The 25,383-nt window shown below is 42.1% G+C and carries 26 protein-coding genes and 1 pseudogene; 20 read left to right on the top strand and 7 right to left on the bottom strand.

All coding sequences use genetic code 11. From position 1 onward, the window contains the following. Positions 1 to 74: 74 nt before the first annotated feature. The 3 genes from V6E90_RS11515 to V6E90_RS11525 all read right to left on the bottom strand — a co-directional run bounded on the left by V6E90_RS11515 (position 75) and on the right by V6E90_RS11525 (position 1,877). A complete protein-coding gene (locus V6E90_RS11515; RefSeq protein ID WP_016660364.1) occupies positions 75 to 470 on the bottom strand; it encodes a hypothetical protein in 396 nt (131 codons plus the stop codon). After that, positions 457 to 1,386, bottom strand: coding sequence for a hypothetical protein (locus V6E90_RS11520; protein WP_332605396.1), 930 nt, complete (start codon positions 1,384 to 1,386; stop codon positions 457 to 459). The genes V6E90_RS11515 and V6E90_RS11520 overlap by 14 nt, the downstream gene beginning before the upstream one ends. 113 nt (positions 1,387 to 1,499) lie before the next feature. Then, positions 1,500 to 1,877, bottom strand: coding sequence for a hypothetical protein (locus tag V6E90_RS11525; protein WP_016660363.1), 378 nt, complete (start codon positions 1,875 to 1,877; stop codon positions 1,500 to 1,502). A 505-nt stretch (positions 1,878 to 2,382) separates the two neighbouring features. Here V6E90_RS11525 and V6E90_RS11530 point away from each other — a divergent pair. The 5 genes from V6E90_RS11530 to aguA (V6E90_RS11550) all read left to right on the top strand — a co-directional run bounded on the left by V6E90_RS11530 (position 2,383) and on the right by aguA (V6E90_RS11550) (position 9,340). Next, on the top strand, positions 2,383 to 3,642 hold the full coding sequence (locus V6E90_RS11530) for a Zn-dependent hydrolase (RefSeq protein WP_332605397.1): 1,260 nt from the start codon (positions 2,383 to 2,385) through the stop codon (positions 3,640 to 3,642). A 76-nt stretch (positions 3,643 to 3,718) separates the two neighbouring features. Next, complete coding sequence (locus V6E90_RS11535) at positions 3,719 to 5,119, top strand: aminotransferase (RefSeq protein ID WP_332605398.1); 1,401 nt, start codon at positions 3,719 to 3,721, stop codon at positions 5,117 to 5,119. 207 nt (positions 5,120 to 5,326) lie between these two features. Then, entirely contained in the window at positions 5,327 to 6,742 is a 1,416-nt protein-coding gene (locus tag V6E90_RS11540) for an aldehyde dehydrogenase family protein (protein WP_332605399.1), read from the top strand. A 116-nt stretch (positions 6,743 to 6,858) separates the two neighbouring features. Beyond that, positions 6,859 to 8,187 carry an APC family permease gene (locus tag V6E90_RS11545; protein ID WP_016541065.1) on the top strand — a complete coding sequence of 443 codons (1,329 nt, stop codon included), beginning with the start codon at positions 6,859 to 6,861 and terminating at the stop codon, positions 8,185 to 8,187. Between the two features lie 67 nt (positions 8,188 to 8,254). Next, positions 8,255 to 9,340 (top strand): agmatine deiminase, encoded by a 1,086-nt coding sequence (aguA, locus tag V6E90_RS11550; RefSeq protein WP_332605400.1) that lies wholly within the window; start codon positions 8,255 to 8,257, stop codon positions 9,338 to 9,340. Positions 9,341 to 9,405: 65 nt separating this feature from the next. Here the strand turns inward: aguA (V6E90_RS11550) and V6E90_RS11555 are convergent, their stop codons facing one another. Genes V6E90_RS11555 through aguA (V6E90_RS11565) form a run of 3 tightly spaced genes read right to left on the bottom strand, consistent with a single transcriptional unit; the run spans position 9,406 to position 11,175 of the window. Further along, positions 9,406 to 9,720, bottom strand: a complete 315-nt coding sequence (locus V6E90_RS11555; RefSeq protein ID WP_016541067.1) for a DMT family transporter — start codon at positions 9,718 to 9,720, stop codon at positions 9,406 to 9,408. Between the two features lie 3 nt (positions 9,721 to 9,723). Continuing rightward, positions 9,724 to 10,032 (bottom strand): DMT family transporter, encoded by a 309-nt coding sequence (locus V6E90_RS11560; RefSeq protein WP_016541068.1) that lies wholly within the window; start codon positions 10,030 to 10,032, stop codon positions 9,724 to 9,726. Between the two features lie 51 nt (positions 10,033 to 10,083). Then, positions 10,084 to 11,175 carry an agmatine deiminase gene (aguA, locus tag V6E90_RS11565; protein ID WP_332605401.1) on the bottom strand — a complete coding sequence of 364 codons (1,092 nt, stop codon included), beginning with the start codon at positions 11,173 to 11,175 and terminating at the stop codon, positions 10,084 to 10,086. Positions 11,176 to 11,829: 654 nt separating this feature from the next. On the opposite strand from aguA (V6E90_RS11565), the gene V6E90_RS11570 reads away from it, so the two are divergent. From V6E90_RS11570 to V6E90_RS11580, 3 genes and pseudogenes are all read left to right on the top strand, one after another. After that, positions 11,830 to 12,102, top strand: a complete 273-nt coding sequence (locus V6E90_RS11570; RefSeq protein ID WP_016660359.1) for a hypothetical protein — start codon at positions 11,830 to 11,832, stop codon at positions 12,100 to 12,102. Positions 12,103 to 12,352: 250 nt separating this feature from the next. Further along, a pseudogene (locus V6E90_RS11575) lies at positions 12,353 to 12,807 on the top strand (SRPBCC family protein). A 118-nt stretch (positions 12,808 to 12,925) separates the two neighbouring features. Further along, positions 12,926 to 13,741, top strand: coding sequence for an SDR family NAD(P)-dependent oxidoreductase (locus V6E90_RS11580; RefSeq protein ID WP_332605585.1), 816 nt, complete (start codon positions 12,926 to 12,928; stop codon positions 13,739 to 13,741). Between the two features lie 64 nt (positions 13,742 to 13,805). Here V6E90_RS11580 and V6E90_RS11585 read toward each other — a convergent pair whose 3' ends face one another. Beyond that, positions 13,806 to 14,618, bottom strand: a complete 813-nt coding sequence (locus V6E90_RS11585; protein WP_016541072.1) for an IclR family transcriptional regulator — start codon at positions 14,616 to 14,618, stop codon at positions 13,806 to 13,808. Between the two features lie 267 nt (positions 14,619 to 14,885). Between V6E90_RS11585 and V6E90_RS11590 the strand changes: the two genes are divergently transcribed. The 12 genes from V6E90_RS11590 to V6E90_RS11645 all read left to right on the top strand — a co-directional run bounded on the left by V6E90_RS11590 (position 14,886) and on the right by V6E90_RS11645 (position 25,352). After that, positions 14,886 to 15,191: a non-heme iron oxygenase ferredoxin subunit gene (locus tag V6E90_RS11590; RefSeq protein WP_004652920.1), complete on the top strand. Its 306-nt coding sequence runs from the start codon at positions 14,886 to 14,888 to the stop codon at positions 15,189 to 15,191. Positions 15,192 to 15,216: 25 nt separating this feature from the next. After that, positions 15,217 to 15,516: a recombinase-like helix-turn-helix domain-containing protein gene (locus tag V6E90_RS11595; protein ID WP_005271432.1), complete on the top strand. Its 300-nt coding sequence runs from the start codon at positions 15,217 to 15,219 to the stop codon at positions 15,514 to 15,516. Positions 15,517 to 15,533: 17 nt separating this feature from the next. Next, on the top strand, positions 15,534 to 16,601 hold the full coding sequence (locus V6E90_RS11600; protein ID WP_332605402.1) for an aromatic ring-hydroxylating dioxygenase subunit alpha: 1,068 nt from the start codon (positions 15,534 to 15,536) through the stop codon (positions 16,599 to 16,601). Further along, complete coding sequence (locus V6E90_RS11605; RefSeq protein WP_332605403.1) at positions 16,594 to 17,358, top strand: SDR family oxidoreductase; 765 nt, start codon at positions 16,594 to 16,596, stop codon at positions 17,356 to 17,358. Before V6E90_RS11600 ends, V6E90_RS11605 begins: the two co-directional genes overlap by 8 nt. An 11-nt stretch (positions 17,359 to 17,369) precedes the next feature. Further along, positions 17,370 to 18,302 (top strand): VOC family protein, encoded by a 933-nt coding sequence (locus V6E90_RS11610; RefSeq protein ID WP_332605404.1) that lies wholly within the window; start codon positions 17,370 to 17,372, stop codon positions 18,300 to 18,302. A gap of 27 nt (positions 18,303 to 18,329) precedes the next feature. After that, positions 18,330 to 19,541: an NAD(P)/FAD-dependent oxidoreductase gene (locus tag V6E90_RS11615; RefSeq protein ID WP_332605405.1), complete on the top strand. Its 1,212-nt coding sequence runs from the start codon at positions 18,330 to 18,332 to the stop codon at positions 19,539 to 19,541. Between the two features lie 86 nt (positions 19,542 to 19,627). After that, positions 19,628 to 20,851 carry an MFS transporter gene (locus V6E90_RS11620; RefSeq protein ID WP_004772867.1) on the top strand — a complete coding sequence of 408 codons (1,224 nt, stop codon included), beginning with the start codon at positions 19,628 to 19,630 and terminating at the stop codon, positions 20,849 to 20,851. Positions 20,852 to 20,884: 33 nt separating this feature from the next. Further along, complete coding sequence (locus V6E90_RS11625; protein ID WP_004652930.1) at positions 20,885 to 21,406, top strand: cupin domain-containing protein; 522 nt, start codon at positions 20,885 to 20,887, stop codon at positions 21,404 to 21,406. A gap of 33 nt (positions 21,407 to 21,439) precedes the next feature. Next, positions 21,440 to 22,255, top strand: a complete 816-nt coding sequence (locus tag V6E90_RS11630) for an alpha/beta fold hydrolase (protein WP_332605406.1) — start codon at positions 21,440 to 21,442, stop codon at positions 22,253 to 22,255. A gap of 22 nt (positions 22,256 to 22,277) precedes the next feature. After that, positions 22,278 to 23,072: an SDR family oxidoreductase gene (locus V6E90_RS11635; protein ID WP_332605407.1), complete on the top strand. Its 795-nt coding sequence runs from the start codon at positions 22,278 to 22,280 to the stop codon at positions 23,070 to 23,072. Between the two features lie 9 nt (positions 23,073 to 23,081). Next, the gene (locus V6E90_RS11640; protein ID WP_005187293.1) at positions 23,082 to 23,873 is read left to right on the top strand and encodes an aspartate dehydrogenase; all 792 of its coding nucleotides are present in this window, start codon (positions 23,082 to 23,084) and stop codon (positions 23,871 to 23,873) included. A gap of 12 nt (positions 23,874 to 23,885) precedes the next feature. Beyond that, positions 23,886 to 25,352 (top strand): aldehyde dehydrogenase, encoded by a 1,467-nt coding sequence (locus tag V6E90_RS11645; RefSeq protein ID WP_332605408.1) that lies wholly within the window; start codon positions 23,886 to 23,888, stop codon positions 25,350 to 25,352. Positions 25,353 to 25,383 lie beyond the last annotated feature (31 nt).

Here is a 25,383-nt window from a genome sequence, read left to right on the forward strand (position 1 = left end):
GCTTTTTTGAATTTGGAACAAGGAAGTAGAATCTAACTTAGTAAGATAGTTTAAATTTCTAGTTCTGGATCATATTAACCAGCAAACCAAAGAGATTGTTGATCACATAAAGAGCTCAAGTTTTTAACTGGTCGGGTCTCTGCTCCAAGTTGGCCAAAGCCACCAGCAATATCTAACTCTTCACCTAAGGTAATTTTTTTACCTTTATAAGTTAAAGTGTGATTTTGATCATCCCACTGTGCAGACTGATCGGGAAATATAATGAGCGTATCATTCACATAGAGACAGTTACCTTTGAGTTGTAAAGGTCCTTTTAACCGTGCAGAGGCAGAGAGTCCATTGGATGAATAACTCGGTATTTTTACAGCATTTAAGGATTCATTTTTTTCCTGCTCAGAGGGTAGTTGCCGTTGACATGCGACAAGTAGCCCGACAGTGGCAAGTATGAACAGTGTTTTATTGATAGACAAGTTGTGCTCCTAGATCGTTCAGATAATCCACACTGGTATAAACAACGGTATTTGTGATGGTTTCACCGCTATCTTTCCATGAGCATGAGGACTGAATACCAAAAGCTGTATTTAATGCAAACCATCGACCACCACTATCTCCACGTACGCAACGCAAAGTACCTAAGCCTGAGGTATGGTTAGTGCCTGCTCCACTTTGAGTATTGCTAACGACTATATAGGTGTTACCACCGTTATGATTTGCTCCTGTAATTGATATTACCTCACCACAGCTTTGTATCAATGCTGTATTTGTTGGTGAAGTTTGTCCAAGGTGACAAACATAAGATCCCTTTACTGTTCCACTTTTTACTACTGTACTGGTTCTATTGCGTTTGCCTGTTAAAGCACGGGCAGGGGATGTTGTATCGGCGTAAAATTCTGGTACAGCCTGTTGGGCTGTGGTTGAACCTGCTTTCATAAAGGCAAGATCCATTGCTGTATCATTACGATACATACCTGTAACTGGTGAAATTGCATATTGAGTTCCATCTTTGTCTTTATAATTTAAAGGAGTTGATGAATTAATACAGTGACCAGCTGTAATTACACCGAGTTCACCTGTTGAGTTTCTTTTTGCTGTAAAGCCTGTCATACAATGATTGCTGCCAGAATTATTGACTAACCAAGAACCACCACGGGTTTTAGTCGGTTGAATCCCTGTTGGAATTTCAGATAATTCCACTTGCATATTAAGTAATTTTTCTAGGGCCAGTTGATCGATTTGTTTTAAGGATTTTACATAGATTAAGGCTTTTGCATTTTGCTCATCATCCACAATCATTTCGACGGTTGGATAGGCTTGTTTAATGGCTGAAAATGATTGTTTAAGTTGATTGACGCGTTGTTGCTTGGTATTTGTAGCTCCTTGAATCAAGCTAATCGGTGCACTTACACCACGTTCAATGGCTCTATATGCCGACTCAACTTCAGTTTCAGTTAAATTGGCGAGTTTCCTAACTTGGATACGCTCTTGAACATTTTCATTTTTTAAAAGTTTGATGCTGCTATCAGGCTTTTTTCTAATTTAAAAATCTGTTGAGGATGGTTGTTACCTACAACATTTATTTTTAAACCAAAGTCTGAACCATTATCAAAATAGATGCCTGAAAGAACATTTTTATATTGATCATTTAAACTGGCGACTTGATTATTTGTATCATGCATAATTAATAATCTTCGCATCGCCTCATCTAAGGTGACGCCATAAGAGGCTGCATAATGTTTTGCATCAAACGCTAAGGTCTCTGCGACATTCATTACTGGTTTTGCAATATTATCTGCTGCAAGTGTATGGGTGGACATAAAGATAATCAAGAGGCTGCTTAATCGTTTATTAAATCTCAATTCCTTGTACTTAAATCTCATTGTTATCTCACTATAATTATTTTGAAATTTGAAACTAGCATATGATTTTATCTGATTCTAATCTTCGATATTTAGATTGTTTATCATAATTTTATTCAAGTTTTTGATGTTTTTATAAAAAATAGGCTTTTAAAAGAATTGTTTTATTGTGTAATTAAACATTTGATACGGTTTTAATTGTTTAAAAAAGCTGATCATATTTTCGCCCAATAAGACCAACATGTTTTACCTATAAAACAGAACAATAATTGTATAAACCAATCCTCGTTTTGCACGATTTGAAGTGGCTTAATAATAAGCATTTAAACACTTTGAAAAACATAATTTCCTTCATTTTATTATTATTTATTTTATTGAAAATTAATGATTTTTTATGGTTTGTAGGTGGTCTTTGAAATTGGTTCCTAAAAGAGTGGTGAAATTGGTACTCGTCTTTTTTTGAATTATTTATCAAAGTGGATGCTAAGGCGACTCTAAAGATATTTAAAAAGGGATGTGCAAGACAATGAGAGTGAATGCAGAGCGATTATGGCAAATGCTCATGGAAATGGCAAAAATTGGTGCGACGGATCAGGGTGGCAATACTCGCTTAGCACTCAGCGATGAGGATATTGCGGGTCGAGCTTTATTGTTGGAGTGGGCGGACAAAATTGATCTTTCTGTACATTACGATGAAGTCGGAAATTTAATCTTACGTCGTTCTGGCCTAAATGATACTGCCTTGCCGATTGTGATGGGAAGTCATTTAGATACTCAACCTAAGGGTGGCCGTTTTGATGGAATTTATGGTGTGCTGGCGGGTATGGAAGTTTTACAACGTTTAGCCGAAGAGAAAATCAGCACCACTCATCCACTTGAACTTGTGGTTTGGATGAATGAAGAGGGCGCACGCTTTACCCCAGCGATGATGGGTTCTGCGGCTTTTGCAGGAGTCATTCCTAAACAACACATTTATGACAGCACAGATAAGCAAGGTGTTTCAGTTTTTGCTGAATTGGTGCGTACAGGTCAACTTGGTAATTACCCACTGGCTCGCCCATTCCAAGCCTATTACGAAGCCCATATCGAGCAAGGCCCAGTACTGGAAAAAAATGAGATTTCGATTGGTGTGGTGACCGGTGGACAAGCGATTCTCTGGTTAGATGTTGAAACCAAAGGTCGAGCAGCACACGCAGGCACCACGCCAATGAATCTGCGGAAAGACACCATGGTCGGTACGGCTGAAATGATTGTGGCTTTAGAGCAATGTATTTTGGAGCAATTCCCTGAAGGTCTGGTGACTTTTGGTGAAATGCAAGTGGCGAATTCATCACGTAATACCATTCCTGGTCAGATTCAGTGGACCATTGACTTACGCAATCCTGATGATGCTCAGCTCAAAGCGATGGAACAAGCAACGCACAAACTATTGCATTCACTCGCAGCACAACGAGATTTAGAGATCACTATTTCACAACATTGGTTAAGCCCAGCGACTTATTTTGATCGCACTTGTGTTGCAACCGTACAAGATGCGGTGGACAACTTGGGATATAGCAATCAGACCATCGTCAGTGGTGCAGGCCATGATGCAATTAATATTGCCAAACACTGCCCAACCACCATGATTTTTATTCCATGTATTAATGGGCTGAGCCATAACGAAGCAGAAGACATTTATGCGAATGACGCTGCACAAGGTGCCGATGTATTGCTGAATGCCATTCTAAATTATGACAAGCAACATGCTGCGCAAAATTCATCAGCGCATGCAGCAACTATTTAACGATTTTAGCCAAGAGCAAAATGTAGGAAATGCAGGCTTCTAACAGAAGTACTGCGAATATTGAGGACGGACAACGATGAACTCTAAATTACCAGTAGAAATTGATATTCAAGATATCTGGCAAAAAGATAAAGACCATGTAATTCACCCATGGACCGATTTTTCGACATTTAAAGACGAAGGTTCTTTAATTATGTCGAAAGGTGAAAATGTCTATGTTTATGATGCACATGGCAATAAATACCTAGATGGTATCGGTGGCTTATGGTGTGTCAATGTCGGCTATGGACGTAAAGAAATTGCAGATGCGGTTGCTGAGCAAATTATGCAATTGCCTTATTACTCTCCATTTGGACATCAAACCACTGCGCCAGCAGCGAAGTTGGCGGCCAAACTGGCAGAGTTAGCACCGGGTAACTTAAACCATGTGTTTTATGGCTGTGGTGGTTCAGTGGCCAATGATACCGCTGTGCGTTTGATTCATCATTATTTTTATCAAATTGGCAAGCCATCTAAGAAAAAGCTGATTGCACGTAAAGATGCGTATCACGGCAGTACTTATATCAGTATGACGTTGACTGGGATTGAAGCGGATCATGTGGGGTTCGAAATCCACAATCAACTGGTTCATCATGTGTCATGCCCGAACCCGTATCGTAAGCCTGAATCTCAATCGATGGAAGATTTCTGTAATGAAAAAGTGCAGGAACTGGAAGATACGATTTTGGAGTTAGGCCCAGATAACGTTGCAGCATTCTTTGCTGAGCCGATTATGGGTGCAGGCGGTGTGATTGTTCCACCTGAAGGTTACCATGCCAAGACCTTAGCCGTGTGTAAGAAGTACAACGTGTTGTATGTGTCTGATGAAGTGGTGACTGCATTTGGTCGTTTGGGGCATATGTTTGCTTCAGAGGCGGTATTTGGCATCGTTCCAGACATCATTACCTGTGCCAAAGGTCTTTCTTCAGGTTACTTACCTTTAGGCGCGACTATTATCTCTGATGAGATTTATGATGCGATCAGTAAGCCACATCATGAAGGTGGTTTGTTGACTCATGGCTTCACTTATTCAGGTCATCCTGTGAGCTGTGTTGCTGCACTGAAAAATATTGAAATCATTGAAAAAGAAAATATTTGTGAGCATGTACAAGACATGGGCGCTTATTTCGAAGAACAGTTAAAAACCTTGGCTGATCTTGAAATTGTCGGTGAAGTGCGCGGCAAAAAATTCATGATGTGTATTGAAAACTTACGTAATAAACAAACCAAAGAGCTATTTGATCGCTCAGTGGGTGTTGGAAAACGTATTGCCAATCATTGTCAAAAATTAGGACTGATCGTGCGTCCGGTTGGTCACATGAATGTGTTGTCTCCACCACTGATCTTGACCCATGAGCAAGTTGATTTTGCCGTGAAGACTTTACGTCATGCAATTCAAAACACCATTCAAGAACTGAAAGCCGAAGGGCATTTATAAACTGAAAGATCATTGTTTATTTCCTATCGCTTCAACTTGCCCTTAGGGGTGAGTTGAAAGTCTCAACCTAAAAATAGGTTGAGGTGAAATAAAAGACATGGACCGAGATGACTAAGTCATAAAGGTTTAGACCGTTGTGGAGTCGTTCTGAAGTAATTGCTGTCAGAGCACTTTAAATGGATGGATGAGCTGAAGGCGAGCAAGCAGATGAAGAATTATATCAATGGACAGTGGCTGGCAACCACAGGTACAGCGCAGATTGCGCTGATCAACCCGAATAATGAAGAGCAGATCCTTCATTATACTGCTGCTTCTACACACGATGTTGATGCGGCGGTCAATGCTGCCAATCAGGCGCTCGATGCGTGGAGTACGACCACGCCTCAACAACGAGCAGCATGGCTAAACAAAATCGCTGACCAGCTAGAAACTGAGAAAACTCGACTGATTGAACTTTCGCATCAAAACAATGGCAAGTCATCTGAGCAGGCGCGGGTGGATGTTGAAAATAGTATCAAATGCTATCGCTATTATGCAGATTTAGTACAAAACATGGCGTTTAGTCAAACCACACAATGTGAAGATGGGACTGAACTGACCCATCAACAGAACCCTGTGGGTGTGGTTGCACTGATTACGCCGTGGAATTTTCCGTTAATCACCAGTGCATGGAAAATTGCACCTGCGCTAGCAGCGGGTTGTAGCATTGTTTTTAAACCGTCTGAACTGGTGCCATTACCTGAATATGCCTTTACTGAAATTTTAGATCAAATTCAGTTTCCTCCAGGGGTGTTTAACCTGATTCTTGGGGATGCTGTTGCAGCGCAACATTTAGTGGTGCATGCGGATGTACAAAAAGTCTCATTTACGGGCAGCACTGAAGTTGGAATTCATGTGATGCAGGCTGCCGCGCCTTCTGTCAAACGTGTGACTTTGGAACTGGGTGGAAAATCACCGATTTTAATTCTCGAAGATGCCGATTTAGATGAAGCAGTCGATAAAGCTTTAGGTGGAATGTTCTATAACAGCGGTCAAATGTGTTCTGCGACCTCACGCTTATTGGTGCATCAATCTATTGCTAAGGCTTTCTATCAAAAATTGAAATTAGCTGTGGAGTCGATGCAGCTTGGCACGGACCTTATAGGACCCTTGGCGATGGGGCCGATGACCACAGAAAAGCAATTCAAGAAAGTGCATGAATATTTAAATATTGCACAACAAGAGAAACTTCAATCCTTGATTGATTTGAATCAAATTGCTCTTCCAAACAAAGGTTTCTTTATCAAGCCGCATGTCTTTATTGATGTGCCTACTGACAGTCGATTGTGGAAAGAAGAAATTTTTGGTCCTGTGATGTGTTGCCGTAGTTTTGCAACCGAAGATGAAGCAGTGCGTCTCGCCAATGATTCTGAGTTTGGCTTGGCTGCAACCATCATCACAGGCTCTGTGGAGCACGGTAAAAAAATTGCTAAACGCTTGCGTTCTGGTCATATCTGGATCAATTCACATCAAATGATTCAACCCGGTTCATTATGGGGTGGTTTCAAAAAGAGTGGCATTGGTCGTGAACTCGGTGAGTCTGGCATTCAAAGTTATTTAGAGGAAAACGTCATTACGATTTAACCCATTTTAAACAGGTTATTGGATCGAGAAAGGGACTTCTCTTTTCAATACAACGCCGATTCGGTGAAAAAACAATGCACTAAATAAGAGTTTGCATTGATGTAGGAGAAATATGCATGGAAAGCGAGAATAATCGGAAAGGACTTTCACTTTGGCAAGTCGTTGTCATTGGCGTAGCCTATATGGCACCCGCAACGGTATTTGATACCTTTGGTATTATTTCCAGAGTGACAGAAGGACGTGTCCCACTGGCCTATGTTTTGGCGTTAATCGCCATGCTGTTAACGGCTTTCAGTTATGCTCGTTTTAGTAAATTATCGCCAAAATCAGGTTCTGCCTATACTTATACCACGGAGACCTGTGGCAAGACTGCTGGCTTTTTTGTGGGCTGGTGTTCTCTGATTGATTATCTGCTGATTCCGTTGGTCAATGTGCTATTGGCATCGTTTTACCTGAATGCATTAATGCCCGATATTTCCTATACCGGATGGGTGCTTATCATGGTGGGGCTGCTAACCCTGATTAACAGTTTCCGCATCAATATTCTCGCCAATTTTAGTTTCGTATTTATTGCTGCCACGATTGCAATGATGTTGGTGTTTATCTTTTTGGTGGTCACGGGCATTGGTAATTCTCACGGCTATGGCAGCGTGATGACGCTCACACCACTGTTTAATGGTAATCCTGAATATCTGACTTTACTCACAGGCGTCTCACTGGTTTGTTTCTCATATTTAGGCTTTGATGCTGTTTCTACCTTGGCCCATGAAAGCAAGAATCCAACCAAGACCATTCCGCGCGCAATCATACTCACCACGGTTTTGGGCGGGATTATTTTTATTACCGTCTCTTGGTTTGTGCAATTGTCTTTCCCATCTCTGGAACAGTTTAAAAATCCAGATGAAGCTTTACCTGAAATTGCATTGTATGTCGGTGGGGTGTTCTTCCAATCTGCATTGTTGACGGTACAAATTATGAATGCATTTGCATCAGGTTTGGCCTCGCATGCCAGTGCATCTCGGCTGCTTTATATCATGGGACGCGATGGGGTATTCAACCAAAAAGTTTTTGGTTCTGTGAATGCTAGATTAGGTACACCTTTATATTCGATCTTTTTTGTCGGCATGATTTCTTTGTTGGCGATTGTCGTCGATTTAGCAACAGTGGTGAGTTTGGTGAGTTTTGGTGCCTTGATCGCCTTTACCATGGTGAACTTTTCGGTCTTTATGAAATTTTTCGTGATCCGCAAAGAACGAACTGGATTTAAAAATATTTTCTTTAATTTATTGCTGCCACTGGCCTCAGTGCTGTGTTTGTTAGGGTTGTGGTTACACCTCGAAAAATCAGCATTGCAGTTTGGTGGAATATGGCTCGTCACAGGTATCTTGCTACTACTCTATAAAAAAATGAGAAAGCAGCCGATCTCCTTTGGTGCAACCACCTAATCAAATCGAAGATTTGCTGAGTTAAAAATTTATTGCTAAGGATTTAAACGTTGTGGAAAAACAGGATATGCAACAGAAAATGAAGACACCGAACCAAGATGGTTTTCAAATGCCGGGTGAATGGTCACCTCAAGAAGCTGTATGGATGATTTGGCCTTACCGTACTGATAACTGGCGCGCCAATGCTCAACCTGCTCAACAGGCTTTCGCTCAAGTTGCTGCGGCAATTGCTCAAACCACACCTGTATTTATGGCAGTTCCATCCGCTGAAATGGATAAAGCACGTCAAGTGATGCCAGAACAGGTGATGTTGGTTGAAATGGAAAGTGATGATGCGTGGACGCGTGATACGGGGCCAAGTATTGTCAAGAATGCTGCAGGAGAGCGAAAAGGGATTAATTGGGTGTTTAATGCGTGGGGCGGAGAGAACGGTGGTCTGTATTTTCCATGGGATCAAGATCAATTAATTGCCCAAAAGATTTCAGCACGACATGATCTTGAAACCTATTCGACTTCTCTCATTTTGGAAGGTGGTGCCATTCATGTCGATGGCGAAGGCACGTTGTTGACGACTTCAGAGTGTTTGCTTAATCCAAACCGAAACCCAGATCTGACCCAGACTGAAATTGAAAATATTCTCACAGAATGTCTTGGTGTAAGCCATTTTATCTGGTTACCTGAGGGGGTGTTCAATGACGAAACCGATGGGCATGTCGATAATATGTGCTGCTTTGTTCGTCCAGGGGAAGTGGCATTGCATTGGACGGATGATCCTAATGATCCCCAATATCCACGATCTGTCGCGGCATTAAAGGTGCTTGAAAATAGCAAAGACGCACAAGGGCGAAATTTAAAAGTATGGAAGTTACCTTCACCGGGGCCTTTATATGCCAGTGAAAATGAAACGATTGATGTTGAAAAGGGCAATGCGATTGAACGTTTTGAAGGTAATCGTTTAGCGGGCTCCTATGTGAATTATCTGATCAGTAATCGACAGATCATCTTTCCTTTATTAGATGAAAGAACGGATGAGGAAGCTAAAGCATTGTTCCAGCAAATGTATCCTGATTATTTAATTACTGGTGTTCCTGCACGTGAGATTTTATTAGGCGGTGGTAATATTCACTGTATTACCCAGCAGATCCCAGCATAAATGCATTCTAGACAGCTATCTGTTTGTAGCTGTCTAGAACAATCTAAGTCTCTATTCAATTGGGCTTAACTGGCGAGTTTTAAGGTAATCACACCTGTGACAATGACACCGACATAAAAAAACTTTTCAATGCTTTTCCGTTCACCCCAAAAGAAAATACCCATTAAAATGGTGCCGATCACACCGATACCTGTATAAACAGCATAGGAAATCGAGACATCAATAGTTTCCATTGCGAGATGTAATAAAAAAAGCGAAGAAGAAAGAGACAGAAGATAGAGTGGGATCGCCGTTCTGTATTTTTTATGAATCAGATCACGAATACTTTTGACTACAAAAATCTCTAACAGCCCTGCAGCAATTAACAGCAACCAACCCATGAGCTAGTCTCCAATTTGCTTTAATTTAACAACGCCAATGATGATCATCACAATTGCCAGCACTGAAATAAAATTCACTGGGTTTTCTATAACATAGGTGTCAAAAACAAAGGTGCCTAAGGTGCCGAGCACCACAAAAAAAACATAAGCATAAGAGGGCTTCATTCTTTTTGCTGCTAACAGTAAAAACAGGAAACTTCCGACAATAAAGAAAATCGTAAATGACCATTCAAATAAGTTTCGAGAATACTTCAGACCAATGGCCCAAAGTATTTCGAATGAACTCGCAATGAATAAATATAACCAAGCCATAAAAACTCACCGTAAGTAGATTAATGAACAAATAAGCAATCTAGATAGATGCTATTTGGGAATTTGTTGAGTAATGCAATGAATATTTCCGCCACCTAATAAGATTTCTCTCGCAGGCACGCCAGTAATTTGATAATCGGGATACATCTTGTGGAACAAAATATAGGCTTGATCATCGGTTCTTTCATCTAATAAAGGAAAGATAATCTGTTGATTACTGATCAGATAATTCACATAAGAGCCCGCTAAACGATTGCCCTCAAAGCGCTCAATGGCATTGCCTTTTTCAACGTCAACCGTTTCATTTTCACTGGCATATAAAGGCCCTGGCGCGGGTAATTTCCACACTTTCAGTTTTCTGCCTTTTGCATCAGTAACGGATTCAAGGATGTCTAATGCTTGCCTTGAACTTTCATATTGTGGATCATTCTGATCATCAGTCCAATGTAAGGCGACTTCGCTTGGACGGACGAAACAACACATGTTGTCGATATGCCCATCGGTTTCATCGTTATACACGCCCAATGGTAACCAAATAAATTTTTCAACGCCGAGCAAGGTGGAGAGTTCATATTCAATCTGAGCCTGCGTCATTTCTGGATTCCGATTGGGATGGAGCAAACACTCGGCTGTTGTCAGTAATGTCCCTTCACCATCTACATGAATCGCACCACCTTCTAAAACCATGCCTGATTGATGTAATGGGATGGAATGAAATTGAGCAACTTGGTTGGCGACCTCAAGATCTTTATCCCAATTGGAATATAAGCCGCCATTTTCGCCCCCCCATGCATTAAAAACCCAATCGACAGCGACATTGTTTCCTGTGTGATCTTGAACAATGGTTGGGCCTGTATCACGCATCCATGCATCATCACTCTCCATTTCAACTAAGGTGACATGTGCGGGAATCGTCGCTTTTGCTTTATCCATTTCAGCATGGGGAACCGCCATAAACACCGGTGTGGTTTTAGAGATCGCTTCTGCTACTTTGGCAAAGGCTTGCTGTGCAGGTAATGCACCTTGTCTCCAGTTATCGGTACGATAAGGCCATATCATCCAAACACATTGTTGTGGCGTCCATTCAGCGGGCATTTTATACATATGATTTTTCATTTGCTTAAACGTCATATCAGGTTTCATTGATCTGATATTAGTTCAGATATTTTGAATGTTAAATAAAGGAGCTATCAGTTTTTTTGAAATCTCAAGGTTTAAATGCTGGTTAAATTGCCAATTTAAAGAGAATTGAAAAATAAAATAAATAAAGATATGAATGAGTTGATGTGAGTTCGGATAAGCATAAAAACAGAGTTTGTTTTCTAAGTAATGGAAAATAACTTATAAATAAATGGCCTAAACTGTATAAAAAATAAAGAAAATAGAACTATTTCCCTCTCACCCATATGGAGGGGGAGAACGCATTTACTGACAGAGCAGAAACAATGACGGCGGATTGTATACATTCATAATGTGTACAAAAAAACGATTTATCGGTTATCCAATCTGATTGTGGACTGAATAGCAGTTTGGATTGGATATTCTAGCATTATGATCAATATGTATATGTGGTCTATTTATGTTTATTGAATGGATTTTGAGTTTTATATTCAATTCTAAAATAAATTTATAATTTTGTCCTAATCTGTTTTTATTTTGCGTTTAATTTGTTAGATCGGCATTTAAAGGGTTTTTTATATAAAGAAAAGACTGTTTTGTTAATTTATTAGGTTTTTTATGTCCACTTCCTTGGGGTAATTTTTAATATGATCTTCCTTTTGATCTAGAGAATTGATAGTGAAGAAATGGGTATGTAAGAATTGTGGTTTATATAAGAAAGTTATTCCAAGTAGTATTAAGTCAGGACGAAAAGTTTTTTTTATACATGACGCTGATAATATCGGTAAGCCAAATAAAATAATAAGTAAAGGGACAGTTGTTAGCCGTAATCAAGATGTTTTGATCATACTGAGTGAAGGCGTTTTATTCATGATTAAAGACAGCGATGTCTATCCAGAAGATGCACCTGTATATTTTGTTTATAACATGTTTGGCACTTGTGAATGTTAAGCAGGTTATTTGCTTTATTTTAGTTAAAATTATGCTGTTTATATTGATAGAAATTGGCACAAAAAGTCAAAATAAAGATGCAACGTCAAGATAAATCATAGGTCATCTATATAATGATCAGGAAAGCGGTCCCGAAAATTATATGAATAAGCTGCTCATAGCGTGCTATTCAGGTTTTGATTTAAATCTGAGCGAAGTTGGCTTTTATATCACCTAGTTTTCGGGTGAGACGATGAGAAGGATGATGTGAATGCCAAAATTTGTTGTAATGAAACAAAGCTTTAATGCACCAGTAGATCTTATTTTTCATCTTTTTTCTAAACACCAAACCTTTAATACGGTTTTATGGCCCTTGCAATCAGTTGTGATTAAAACCGCTACGGACGATCATAATACAGATGGTGTGGGTTCAATACGAAAGATGGGCTTCGGTGTATTTAAACCGATTCAAGAACAAATCATGAAAAGTTTGCCCAATCAGATGATTGAATATCAAATGCTAAAAAATTGCTTATTCAGTTATCATTTGGGTCGGTTGGAGTTTGAAGAATTAGATGGCGTACACATTTGACCTATACCATCTGGTTAGAGAGCAAAGTCCCATTGCTTACAGAAATAACCTTGATGAAGTTGAAGACATCGGCAAACCATGGGCTAAAGAAAATTGCAGCTAAAATTAACCAGTTTCAAATTAAAGCCTTATAGTGAAGTGAGCATCTAATAAAAATAGAATACAACATAAGTTTAATCAGGATAGGCTACAGTCACGGTAGGATAAGAAAATCAACAGATGTGGAGTGCTATTGTGTTCAAGGAGAAAGCAATGGATGTAATGGGTAAGACGATCATTATTACGGGGGCTTCAAGTGGAATCGGAGAAGAGGCTGCAATGCAACTGGCTCAAGCGGGAGCAACGGTTTGCCTGATTGCACGTCGTTTAGATGAGTTGCAACGCATTCAAAGCAATATTCAGGCACAAGGTGGACAAGTCTCCATTTACCCAGCAGATCTGACGGATGTAGAACAAGCGCAAAGCTGTATTGCTCAGATTTTAGCTGAATATCAAAAAATTGATGTTTTAGTCAATAACGCAGCGCGTTCGATTCGACGCCCGATTCTTGAATCACTTGATCGTCTGCATGACTATACCCGTACCATGCAGATTAATTATTTTGCCGCAGTGAATATGACACTACACCTATTACCTCATTTCTTGGCTAACGGTTCTGGGCATATTGTCAATATTTCGACCATGTCTACACAAGTGCCGATTCCCTTATTCTCGGCTTATTTGGCCAGTAAATCTGCATTAGAATCTTTCTCGCGTTCCTTGTCGATGGAACTGAAAGGCAAAGGCATTGATGTCAGTATTGTATATTTTCCAATGGTCAGAACACCGATGTCATCTAAGACAGCAATTTACAAGCATATGAAAATGTTGGATACACCTGCCGCTGCAGGCTGGATTGTGAAAGCGATTCAAGAAAAATCCTATCGTGTTAGCAGTAAATCAGGTCTGGTTGCCAATGCGTTATTAAATACAGCACCGACATGGATGATGAATCTGTCACGTCCTTTATTTGATGCGATGGATAAGCGCTTAAAGAATAAATTAAAGACCGATCAGCCATCTTCATGAAGTCAGATTAAAATGAATGCTGGCTATAAAAAAGCAGCTTTGGCTGCTTTTTTATGCTCTAGATTTAATAAATAAATTTTGAGATTTTATCTGCACTCTGAATCACCGTTTCGGCAATTTCATTTCTAAAATAATGTTCATCATAACTGCCTAAAGGGCAACTCACTGATAACACTGCCGCCATTTTTTGGGTGGACTGTTTGAAAATTGGTGCAGCACAAGCCGCCATATCGTGATTGTAATGCCCCCAACTGACCATAGAGCGTTGAGTTTTGACAAAACTGAGGCGTTGTAACAGTTCTTTAAGATTTTTGGGTGTGAGTTCTGAGAATGTCTCCCATTGATTAAAGTTTTTATAGCGATCACGTATTTCTGTTTCACTAAGATCTGCCAGCATCATTTGCCCAATCACGGTGGCATGCGCAGGCCAACGTGTACCAAGACCAATGTTACTGGTAAAGGTGCCATTCGATTGAATGTTGTTAATGAAAACAATATGGGTGCCTTCCAAAATGGATAAATGCACAGCCAGTTGAGTTTGATCACGCAGCTCTTTCATCAAGGGTGTGGCTAAATCCAATAAGGATTGTTTGGCCAAACTATTAAAGCCAAGTTCCATCACCTTTGAATCGAGTGCATAGGTTTTTTGTGAGGCTTTGCGTAAAAAGCCGCATGATTCCAGTGTATAGATCAGTCGAAAGGCACTGGAACGGTTGACATCCAGAACTTCGGCAATTTCAGTAATGGTCATTTCTTGGGTTTGTTGATTAAAGGCTTGCAGAATTGCCAAGCCACGCACTAAGCCAGGGACTAAATAGCGATCATCATTTTTTGTGAGTTCAGATTCTTGAGAGTCTGTTTCAATGCTTGAATTCATCAGTTTAATTTTCCTACAAAAAACGCAAATCATAAAAATTTAATTTTCTTAGGATTCCTATTCTAACTGCAAAGCATAAAGAAAAGATAGTTTTATATATGAAACAAAATTTCTCAAGCAAAACGTAAGATAATGTGTAATAAATATCAAATTTATGATTTTTAACGATTTATATTGTTTGACATAAAAAACAGCATAGGAGTATTCTTTATTAAAGTTTGTTATATCAAATATTGTTTTATATACAAAACAAATGAGGATGCAAGGATGAGTTGGATCTCAGTTTGTCAGCAAGACGACGTTACCGAAGATGAGCCGAAAGCTATCGAAGTCGACGGTAAGAAAATTGGCGTATTTTTCATTGATGACAATTATTTTGCCATTGAGAACGTTTGCCCACATGCTTTTGCCTTACTTACAGAAGGCTTTATTGAAGATCAGACCGTGGAATGCCCATTACATGAGGCCATTTTTGATATTCAAACCGGTGCGTTGAAAAGTGGACCAGGATGCCGTGATTTATGTACTTATCCAGTACGTGTTGAAGGGCAGGACGTTCAAATTCAACTATAAGTCTTATTTATAAGGATGGAATCTCATGGAAACATTTAATAAGAAGCTAGCGAACTGGATTCATGCCACGCCAGCGACTGAAGCAGGGATGAACAATATTCAGATACCAGGTCAAGCAGAGCTTCTGGTCTGGCAAACACGTTATAAAGTGCCAACGGCCTATGAACAGGATTTTGTTCAACATCTCATCAAAGCCTTTTCTACAGGCATCACAGAACTTACAGATTTAGTGCAGTCTTTAAATCAGCAAGGTTTTCGTTGCGAATCGGGCGAGCTGTGGACTTCTGAAACCTTCTCAGAAGAAATGCAACGTTTAGGTTATTAATTCAAGGAAGAATAGTGATGAACGCAGCAGTATCAGTGACACCGAGTGTAGAAGAATATTTGGATTTGGGTTTACGTGACCAATGGCATCCAGTGCTGGCAAGTTGGGAAGTGGCAGCCAATCCTGTCGGGATTACTCGTTTAGGCGAAAATATTGTGGTTTGGCGTGATGCAGAAGGTCAGGTTCATGCCTTAGAAGATCGCTGTCCGCATCGTGGCGCACGTCTCTCTTTGGGTTGGAATCTGGGAAATCGTGTGGCGTGTTGGTATCACGGTGTCGAAGTTCGCCATGATGGCGTGGTAGAAGATGTGCCTGCGGTGCATGATTGTCCAATGAAAGGTACTTCATGTGTCAAAAGCTATCCAGTGATTGAGCAACATGGTGCCATTTTTATGTGGTTCGGCATTGATGCCCATGAAGCACCGAAGTCACTGGATTTTCCTGAACAACTGGCAAGTGAAGAGTGGAGTTCATTCTTGTGTCAGGCGGACTGGAAAGTGAATCATCAGTACGCAATTGATAATGTGATGGACCCGATGCATGGCAGCTATTTGCATTGCACCTCACACTCAATGGCAGAGGGCGACCGTACTGCGGAAATGAAACACCGTTCAACCCCAAATGGCTTTATTTTTGAAAAAGAAGGCCAAGTCGGTGTGAATTTTGACTGGGTTGAATATGCCAATACCGGTGCAAGCTGGCTACGTCTTTCGATTCCGTATCGTAAAGATTTTGGCCCAGGTGGTGAGTTCTGGATTGTGGGTTATGCAACGCCAATTGATGCTAACAATACCCGTGTATTTTTCTGGCGCTGCCGTAAAGTCAGTGGCTGGCAACGCAATGTTTGGCGTTTCCTTTACCGTAACCATTTAGAAAAATTGCACTGGGATGTGTTGGAGCAAGATCGCATTATTTTAGAAAATCTTGCACCGAATGCCCGTCAACATGAATTTCTTTATCAGCATGATGTTGGTCTCTCTCGTTTACGCCGTTTAATGAAAAAAGAAGCGGAAAAACAGTTAAAGAAAATTGCAGCATTGAATACCTCAAATCGTATTGAAATGCAGGAACAAGTTCATGGTTAATGTCGCATTGTTGCAGGACAAAAAAGTCCTTGTCACAGGTGCGGCAAGAGGCGTGGGTCGAGACTTTGCACAGGCGATTGCGGAAGCAGGTGCGCATGTGGTGATGGCTGATATCTTGACTGATCTGGTGCAACAAGAAGCTGTTGCTTTGCAAGCACAAGGCTTAAAGGTTAATGCGGTAAGCATTGATCTGGCCAATGCAGAATTAATCCAGCAGGCAGTACAGCAAGCAGCTGAACGTATGGGTGGCATGGATGGTTTGGTGAATTGTGCGGCACTGGCAACCAATGTTGGCGGTAAAAGCATGATGGATTATGACGCTGATCTTTGGGATCGGGTCATGAACATCAATGTCAAAGGCACGTGGTTGGTGACCAAGGCATGTGTGCCTTATCTAAAGCTGTCTCAGGCTGGCAAGATCATTAATGTCGCTTCGGATACCGCTTTATGGGGCGCACCGAATCTGATGGCTTATGTGGCGAGTAAAGGGGCATTGACTGCGATGACGCGTTCCATGGCCAGAGAGCTTGGGCCATTCAATATCTGTATTAACACGCTATCACCGGGTTTAACCCTCGTTGAAGCAACAGAATATGTGCCGCAGGAACGTCATGATTTATACGTGAATGGGCGTGCGATTCAACGTCAGCAATTACCGCAGGATTTGAACGGAACAGCCCTTTATTTACTGTCAGAGTTGTCCTCATTCGTGACTGGACAAAATATTCCAGTAAATGGCGGTTTTGTCTTTAATTAAGGAGTTATCTCATGATTACAGGGATTGAGATTTTAAAGTTTGGCGTTGAAGACAGAGCTGCTTCGAATAAGTTTTTGGCAGATTTCGGTCTCAAGCAAACTCAGTCAGATATCGAAGGGGCGGATCTTTATCAAACCCAAAATGGCAGCAAGATCTATTTATTTGATTGCGATGATCAGCGTCTACCCAAAGCGATTGAATCAGGCTCAACGTTACGTGAAGTGACTTGGGGTTTAGATGATGCAGCACAGGATTTGGCAAATTTAGCACTTCGTCTAAATGATGTAGAGGGTTATCAGGCGACTGCGGATATGGTGCAGTGTCTAGATCCGAATGGCATGACGATCCGCTTTCAGAAAAGCTTTACCCAAGATCTACCTGCATTGAAAACAGTAGGCATTAACCAGTACGGCAATGTACAACGTGTCAATGCAGCAAGTCCTGTATATGACAAAGGACAACCGGTTGCGATTGGTCATGTGGTTTTTTTCACACCTGATTTAGCAAAGACGGAACAGTTCTATATTGAAAAGCTTGGTTTCTTCTTATCAGATGCTTATCGCAATCGTGGTGCATTCTTACGCTGTCGCGGTAAAGGTTTCCACCATGACCTGTTCTTGCTTTCGGTGCCAAATAAACCTGCTGGACTCAATCATGTCGCATTCGTCGTTCGTGATATCCATGAGGTGATTGGTGGTGGATTACACATGAACCGTTCTGACTGGTCAACGTTCATTGGCCCAGGACGTCATCCGATTTCTTCAGCTTACTTCTGGTATGTCAATTCACCGCTCGGTGGTGCGTTTGAGTATTACACCAACGATGACTATCTGACCGAAGAATGGCAGCCACGCATCGAAGAACATCGTCTGGAACTCTTTACAGAATGGGCGATTGAAGGCGGTCTGGATGATCATACCCGTCGTCAGGTTAAACCTGCATAAGTACAGATCAGGCAGGGAGAACAAGCTATGGAAAGAATCGTAATTGTGGGTGCAGGACAAGCCGCAGGTTGGGCAGTCAGTACTTTGCGCCAGAATGGATATTCAGGTGAAATTCATGTGGTCTCAAATGAAGACCGTGTGTTTTACGAACGCCCACCATTGTCAAAACAGGTGCTTTCAAAAGAAGCCACTTATGAAAGCTTGCATTTATTTTCCCCAGAGCAGGTGCAGGATTTTAATATCCAATGGCACAAGCCAGCAGTTGCTACTCAGGTAGATCGCCAGCAAAAGCAGGTGGTTCTGGAAAGCGGTCAGGTTTTACCGTATGACAAATTGTTGATTGCCACAGGTAGCCGTGCGCGTGTTCCTGTGAATACGTGGCAGTTTATTCCCAATGTGGTGACTTTACGTAATGTTCAGGATTGTGAGCGTTTAGCCGAAATTTTGCAGCATTCGCAAAAGTTAGCCGTGATTGGTGGTGGCTGGATCGGTCTGGAAATTGCAGCGACGGCACGTAAACAAGGCAAAGAGGTTCATATTTTTGAATATGGCGATCGTTTGTGCGCGCGTAGCGTCAGTCCCGATGTCTCTGAGTTCTTGAAAAACATGCATGAGCAGCAGGGTACCCAGATTCATTTAGACAGTAAAAATCTGCATTTGATTGAAGCGGGTCAGCAAAAAGTTGAAGTGGTCAATCATCCGAATACAAGTGAGCTGTTTGATTGTGCGGTTGTAGGTGCAGGTGCTGATATTGCCAAAGAGCTTGGTGTCAATGCGGGCTTGGACGTGAAAGATGGCATCGTGGTGAATTGTTTTGGACAGACTTCTGACAAGGATATTTATGCCGCAGGTGATGTTGCGATTCATCCGGGGCTTGGGTATTGCATCCAGTCATGGGCCAATGCGCAGAATCAGGCGATTGCTGCTGCAAAATCAATGCTGGGTATTGAAACCGAATATAGCGATATTCCGTGGTTATGGTCAGATCAGTATCACTTCAATATTCAGATTTTAGGCACTTATCAAGCTGAAAAAACAGGGCAGATTGTGGTTCGTAAAAGCGCAGATGATCAATACAGTTATTTATATCTGGATGAGCAGAACCGTTTACTCAACATGATCGCAATCAATGATTCAAAACTGGTCAAACTGGCAAAGCGCTGGATGCAGTCGAATACCGAGTTAGACCCAAAATTATTAGCAGACACTGAATTTAATGTAATGAAATTAAAACCATAAAGCTTAGGGTCTTTTGACGTTTAAACCAACTGTGAAATGTCAACAGATCCTAGATCAGGTTCATGACTCAATCGAAGGGATGAAGTATGAGTAATGAAGAAAAAAGTGGATTAAAGCATTGGGTTCCTGCTTTCGTCCTGATGGTATGTGTCGTACTGGCATTTTTTGACAAAATCAGTATCGCGGTCTTGTTTGCTGACCCGCACTTCCAAGGTGCGATGGGGATTGCACAAGATAAGGCAAAACTCGGATGGCTCATGACCAGCTTCTTGTTGGCTTATGGTTTTTCCTCGGTCTTTTTGAGTTTCCTCGGCGATATCTTTAATCCGAAGAAAATGCTGTTCTGGAGCGTCGCATCGTGGGGCATTTTAATGTTCTGTATGGGATTTACCACCAACTATACCGGTATGTTGATCCTACGCGTTTTGCTCGGTTTGGCTGAAGGACCATTGTTTGCACTGGCGTATGCCATCGTGAAGCAAACCTATACCGATCGCCAGCAAGCGCGCGCTTCGACCATGTTCCTACTAGGTACGCCGATTGGTGCATTTCTGGGTTTTCCAATTACCGCCGCAGTGCTTGCAAAGCACGACTGGCACACCACATTTTTTGTGATGTCAGGTTTAACAGTGGTTGCGCTACTGGCGATTGCATTTGGTCTACGTAATTTACAACTCAAGAAAACCATTGAACTTGAATCAACCAGCAAACGCCTGAATTTCAAAGGTCATATTCACAACACCAAAGTGCTATTACAGAACCGTGCTTTTTGGCTGGTGTGCATTTTCAATATTGCATTGATGACTTATCTCTGGGGCTTAAATAGCTGGGTGCCTTCTTATCTGATTCAGGACAAGGGCTTTAACCTCAAAGAGTTTGGTGTTTATTCAAGCCTTCCATTTATTGCCATGCTGATTGGTGAAGTGATCGGTGCTTTCCTTTCTGACAAGTTAGGCCGCCGTGCTGTTCAGGTTTTCAGTGGCCTGTTGGTGGCAGGCATCTTTATGTATGTCATGGTCATTATGACCGATCCTATTCTCGTGATCGCAGCAATGTCTTTAAGCGCCATGGCTTGGGGCTTTGGTGTCGCAGCAGTATTCGCTTTACTTGCCCGTGTAACAACTGCCGATGTTGGTGCAACTGCGGGTGGAATTTTCAACGGAATGGGTAATTTTGCCAGCGCAATTGCACCTGTTCTGATCGGTTACATCGTGATGCAAACACATAGTTTTAATTTAGGAATTACCTTCTTGGCAGCCGTCGCTGTGATTGGATCGTTCTTCTTAGTTCCTTTATTGAAACGTTATTAATCAAAATATTGAACAAAACCTAGGAGTTAAAACATGACTACTCAACAATTCGAATCATGGACACAACCTGAAGGGACAAATTTACAAGACTGGTTGAATACCCGTATCGCACGTTTCGAAACACGTAAATATGATTTTGATGCATTGAAGTTCCAAGCGGACTATGACCCGAAATATCGTCGTGCACAAATGCGTTATATGGGTACAGGTGCAACAGGTGTGGTCAATGATGGCAATACGGTTCCAGCTGAAAACTTTACCTTTTCAACCATGGTGTTACCTGCGCAATGTGAAGGGCCTTTGCATATTCATCACGATGTTGAAGAAGTGTTTTTCATGTTGCGTGGCGAAATTGACCTGTTCATTGAACATAACGGCGAAAAGTTCGAGACCCGACTAAAAGAGCGTGACCTGATTTCAATTCCACCGGGTATTTATCGTGGTCTGTTCAATCCGGGTCAGGAAGATGCCTTGATGTGTGTGATGTTGGGTGCTGGTAAACCAACCATCCCTAACTATCCACCTGAGCATCCATTGTCGCAAATCAAACGTTAATCCGATTGATCTTATAAATGTTGAAGGAATGACATGATGACACTGATTGAGCGTTTAACTCACTATCCAGTCAAAACTGTTGCCGTAAATGGCGTTGTGCAAGCTTATCGTGAAGCAGGTCAAGGCCAGCCGCTGATTTTGCTGCATGGAATTAGCTCAGGTTCAGCATCCTGGATTAATCAGTTGGAGACACTCAGTCAGCATTTTCATGTCATTGCCTGGGATGCACCGGGCTATGGCTTATCCGATGGCTTAAATACAGATCAACCCAATGCAGCCGATTATGCGGAGCGAGTATTGGGCTTGATGGATGCGTTGAATATTTCAAAAGCCATTGTAGTTGGACATTCATTGGGTGCCTTACAAGCCAGTGCTTTTGCCCATCTTTATCCTGAACGGGTACAGACCTTAATCATTGCCAATGCAGCACAAGGTTATCAACGTTCCGATGAAGAGACCCAAGCACAGGTTTATCAAAAACGCCCGAATATGTTGAAAAGCTTGGGCAATGCAGGCATGGCTGCCAGCCGTGGACCGCATTTGATTTATAAACAGGAACCTCAGGCACTGGCTTTGGTCAGTGAAGTGATGGGGCAACTGACATTAGATGGTTTTACCCGAGCATCTTACTTGCTGGCGTATGACGAAATTCGAAATTATTTAACAGAACTTACAGTTCCTTGTGTGGTGATTGCGGGTGACAAGGATGGAATTACGCCTGCGCAAGCGATCAAGGAACTTGCAGTAGAAATGCAATTGAGCCGATGTCATCTCATTACAGATGCAGGTCATCTGAGTTATGTCGATCAACCTGAACAGTTTAACGACATTGTTTTATCGGCACATTAAGACTTAAACGAGAGATATGGATATGAGCTTCCAAGTTGAAGGAAAAGTAGCAGTTGTAACAGGTGGCTCGTCAGGCATTGGTTTGGCTGCAGTCGAAATTTTAGTTGCAGAAGGTGCCAAGGTGGCGTGGTGTGGTCGAGATGAGCAGCGTTTGGCGGCATCAAAACTATCTATTTTAGAAAAATATCCGCATGCCAATATCTTCACCAGTATTTGCAATGTTTTAGATAAAGAAGATGTAAAACGCTTTGCACAACAGGTCAACCAGAATCTGGGCAATGTCGATATGCTGATCAATAACGCAGGTCAGGGGCGTGTGTCTAATTTTGAAAATACCCAAGACGAAGACTGGATGAAAGAAATTGAACTGAAGTATTTCAGTGTATTACATCCAGTACGTGCTTTCTTAAACGATTTAAAACATTCGGCATACGGGTCGATTACCAATGTGAATTCTTTGCTGGCACTGCAACCTGAGCCGCACATGATTGCGACTTCATCTGCACGTGCAGCACTGCTGAATTTAACTCATTCACTGGCGCATGAATTTACCCAGTACGGTGTTCGTGTCAATTCTATTCTTTTGGGCATGGTGGAATCAGCACAGTGGAAACGCCGTTTTGAAACCCGTTCTGATCCAAATGCAACATGGGAACAGTGGACAGGCAACATTGCCAAAAACCGTGGCATTCCAATGCAACGTTTAGGCAAGCCAGAAGAACCCGCGCGAGCCTTGGTGTTTTTAGCATCGCCTTTGGCATCGTATACCACAGGTTCGACACTCGATGTCTCTGGTGGATTTAACAAACATTTATAAGGTGTTCACATGAAACAGTTGATGATGATTGGTTTTGGCGCGATGGCGGCAGAAGTGTATGCCCACATGCCACAAGACCTGCAACTTAAATGGATTGTGGTCCCTGCACGCAGTGTAGAAAAAGTACAGGCGCAGGTTGCGGCTGATGTGCAAGTGATTAGTTCAATCGAACAATGTCAGGGAACACCTGATTATGTGATTGAAGTGGCAGGACAGGCTGCGGTGAAAGAACACGCGCAAAAAGTCTTGGAAAAAGGCTGGACCATTGGCCTGATTTCAGTGGGGACTTTGGCGGATAACGAATTTTTAATTCAACTGAAAAAAACGGCAGAACAAAACGATGCGCATCTGCATTTATTGGCAGGTGCCATTGCTGGGATCGATGGGATCTCTGCGGCCAAAGAAGGTGGTTTAGAAAAGGTCACCTATAAGGGCTGTAAGAGTCCAAAAAGCTGGCGTGGTAGCTATGCGGAACAATTGGTTGACCTCGATCAGGTCAGCGAAGCAACAGTTTTTTTCCGTGGTACAGCCAGAGAAGCAGCCTTGAAGTTTCCAGCCAATGCCAATGTGGCAGCCACGATTGCACTGGCTGGGCTGGGCATGGATGACACCATGGTGGAACTGACGGTTGATCCGAGCATCAACAAAAACAAGCACACCATTGTGGCAGAAGGTGTATTCGGTGAAATGACCATTGAACTGGTCGGTGTGCCATTGGCGAGTAATCCAAAAACCTCAACCTTGGCTGCATTAAGTGTGATTCGCGCTTGCCGCAATAGTGTTGAAGCAATTCAGATTTAAAAGGATTTGATCATGGTAAAGGAAATTTATATCGCTGGTGAATGGCGATTAGGTAAAGGCGGGATGATTCAAAGTTTATTTCCAGCAGATCAATCGGTGAATGCTGAAATTTCAACGGCGAGTCTGGAAGATGTTAATGAAGCGATTGAAAAGGCAGATGCGGCTTGGCGTAAAGCCGAGTGGCGTAACAGCATGCCACATGAACGGGCCCGTATTTTATATAAAGTGGCCGACATTATTGAAGCGCGTGTGGATGAACTTTCAAAGTTGCAAACCCGTGATAATGGCAAGCCCTTGGCTGAAACCCGTGCCTTGACCATGAGTGCGGCAGCAACAGCGCGTTATGTAGCAGCAGCCTGCGAAACCTTGAATGACGAGTTGACCACGCAACGTGCCGCAGACTTTATGACTATGAGTGTGCATGAACCTGTAGGTGTAGTCGCTGCAATTACCCCGTGGAACTCACCGATTGCCAGTGAAGTGCAAAAATTGGCACCTGCACTTGCGGGCGGCAATGCCGTGATTCTAAAACCTGCGGAAGTCACTTCTTTGATCGCATTGGAACTCGCCAAAATCTTTGAAGAAGCGGGTTTACCGAAAGGTTTGCTTAGTGTCTTGGTTGGACGCGGTTCGGTGATTGGTGATGCAATCGTAAAGCATCCTTTGGTGCGTAAGATTTCATTTACGGGTGGAACCACCACGGGTCGTCATTTGGCACATTTAGCAGCCGATAAACTGATCACAACATCTTTGGAGCTTGGTGGAAAGTCTCCAACGATTGTATTGCCAGATGCAGATATTGAACTAGCAGCCAAAGGTGTGGCTTACGGTATTTTCAGTTCAGCAGGACAAGCCTGTATTGCCGGTTCACGTTTGTTTGTACACAGCAGCATCTATGATCAATTTCTCAGTCGTCTGGTTGAAATCACCAAAGGCTTACGCGTTGGGCATCCTGAAACCGCAGGTGTACATCTCGGCTCTTTGATTAATCCGAAACATTTGGCTTCTGTCGATGACTATGTACAGCTCGCGAAACAAGAAGGTGGGCAAGTCCTTGTGGGTGGTCATGCCTTAACCGAAGGTGAGTTGGCCAAAGGTAGTTATTACTTGCCAACCATCATTACAGGTTTAAGTAATTCAGCACAAACCTGTCAGGAAGAGATTTTTGGCCCTGTGCTGGTGGTGATGAAATATGACGATGAACAAGATTTGCTTGCACAAGCCAATGACAGTTGTTTTGGTCTTGCCGCAGGCATCTGGACTGAAAACTATCGCAAGGCATGGCAAATTGCGCGTGCATTAGAAGTCGGTACGGTCTGGATCAATACCTATAAGAAATTCTCGATTTCTGCGCCATTTGGCGGTTTTAAAGAAAGTGGGATTGGGCGTGAAAAAGGTCGTTTAGGCATTTTGTCTTACATGCAACAAAAAAGCATCTATATGGGATTAAGCGAGCAGCCAAATCCTTGGGCGAATTAATACATTCATGGAATGAACAGTTTTTGAGGAA

Source organism: Acinetobacter sp. ESBL14 (assembly GCF_036668815.1).
In the GTDB taxonomy this organism is placed as follows: domain Bacteria; phylum Pseudomonadota; class Gammaproteobacteria; order Pseudomonadales; family Moraxellaceae; genus Acinetobacter; species Acinetobacter gyllenbergii.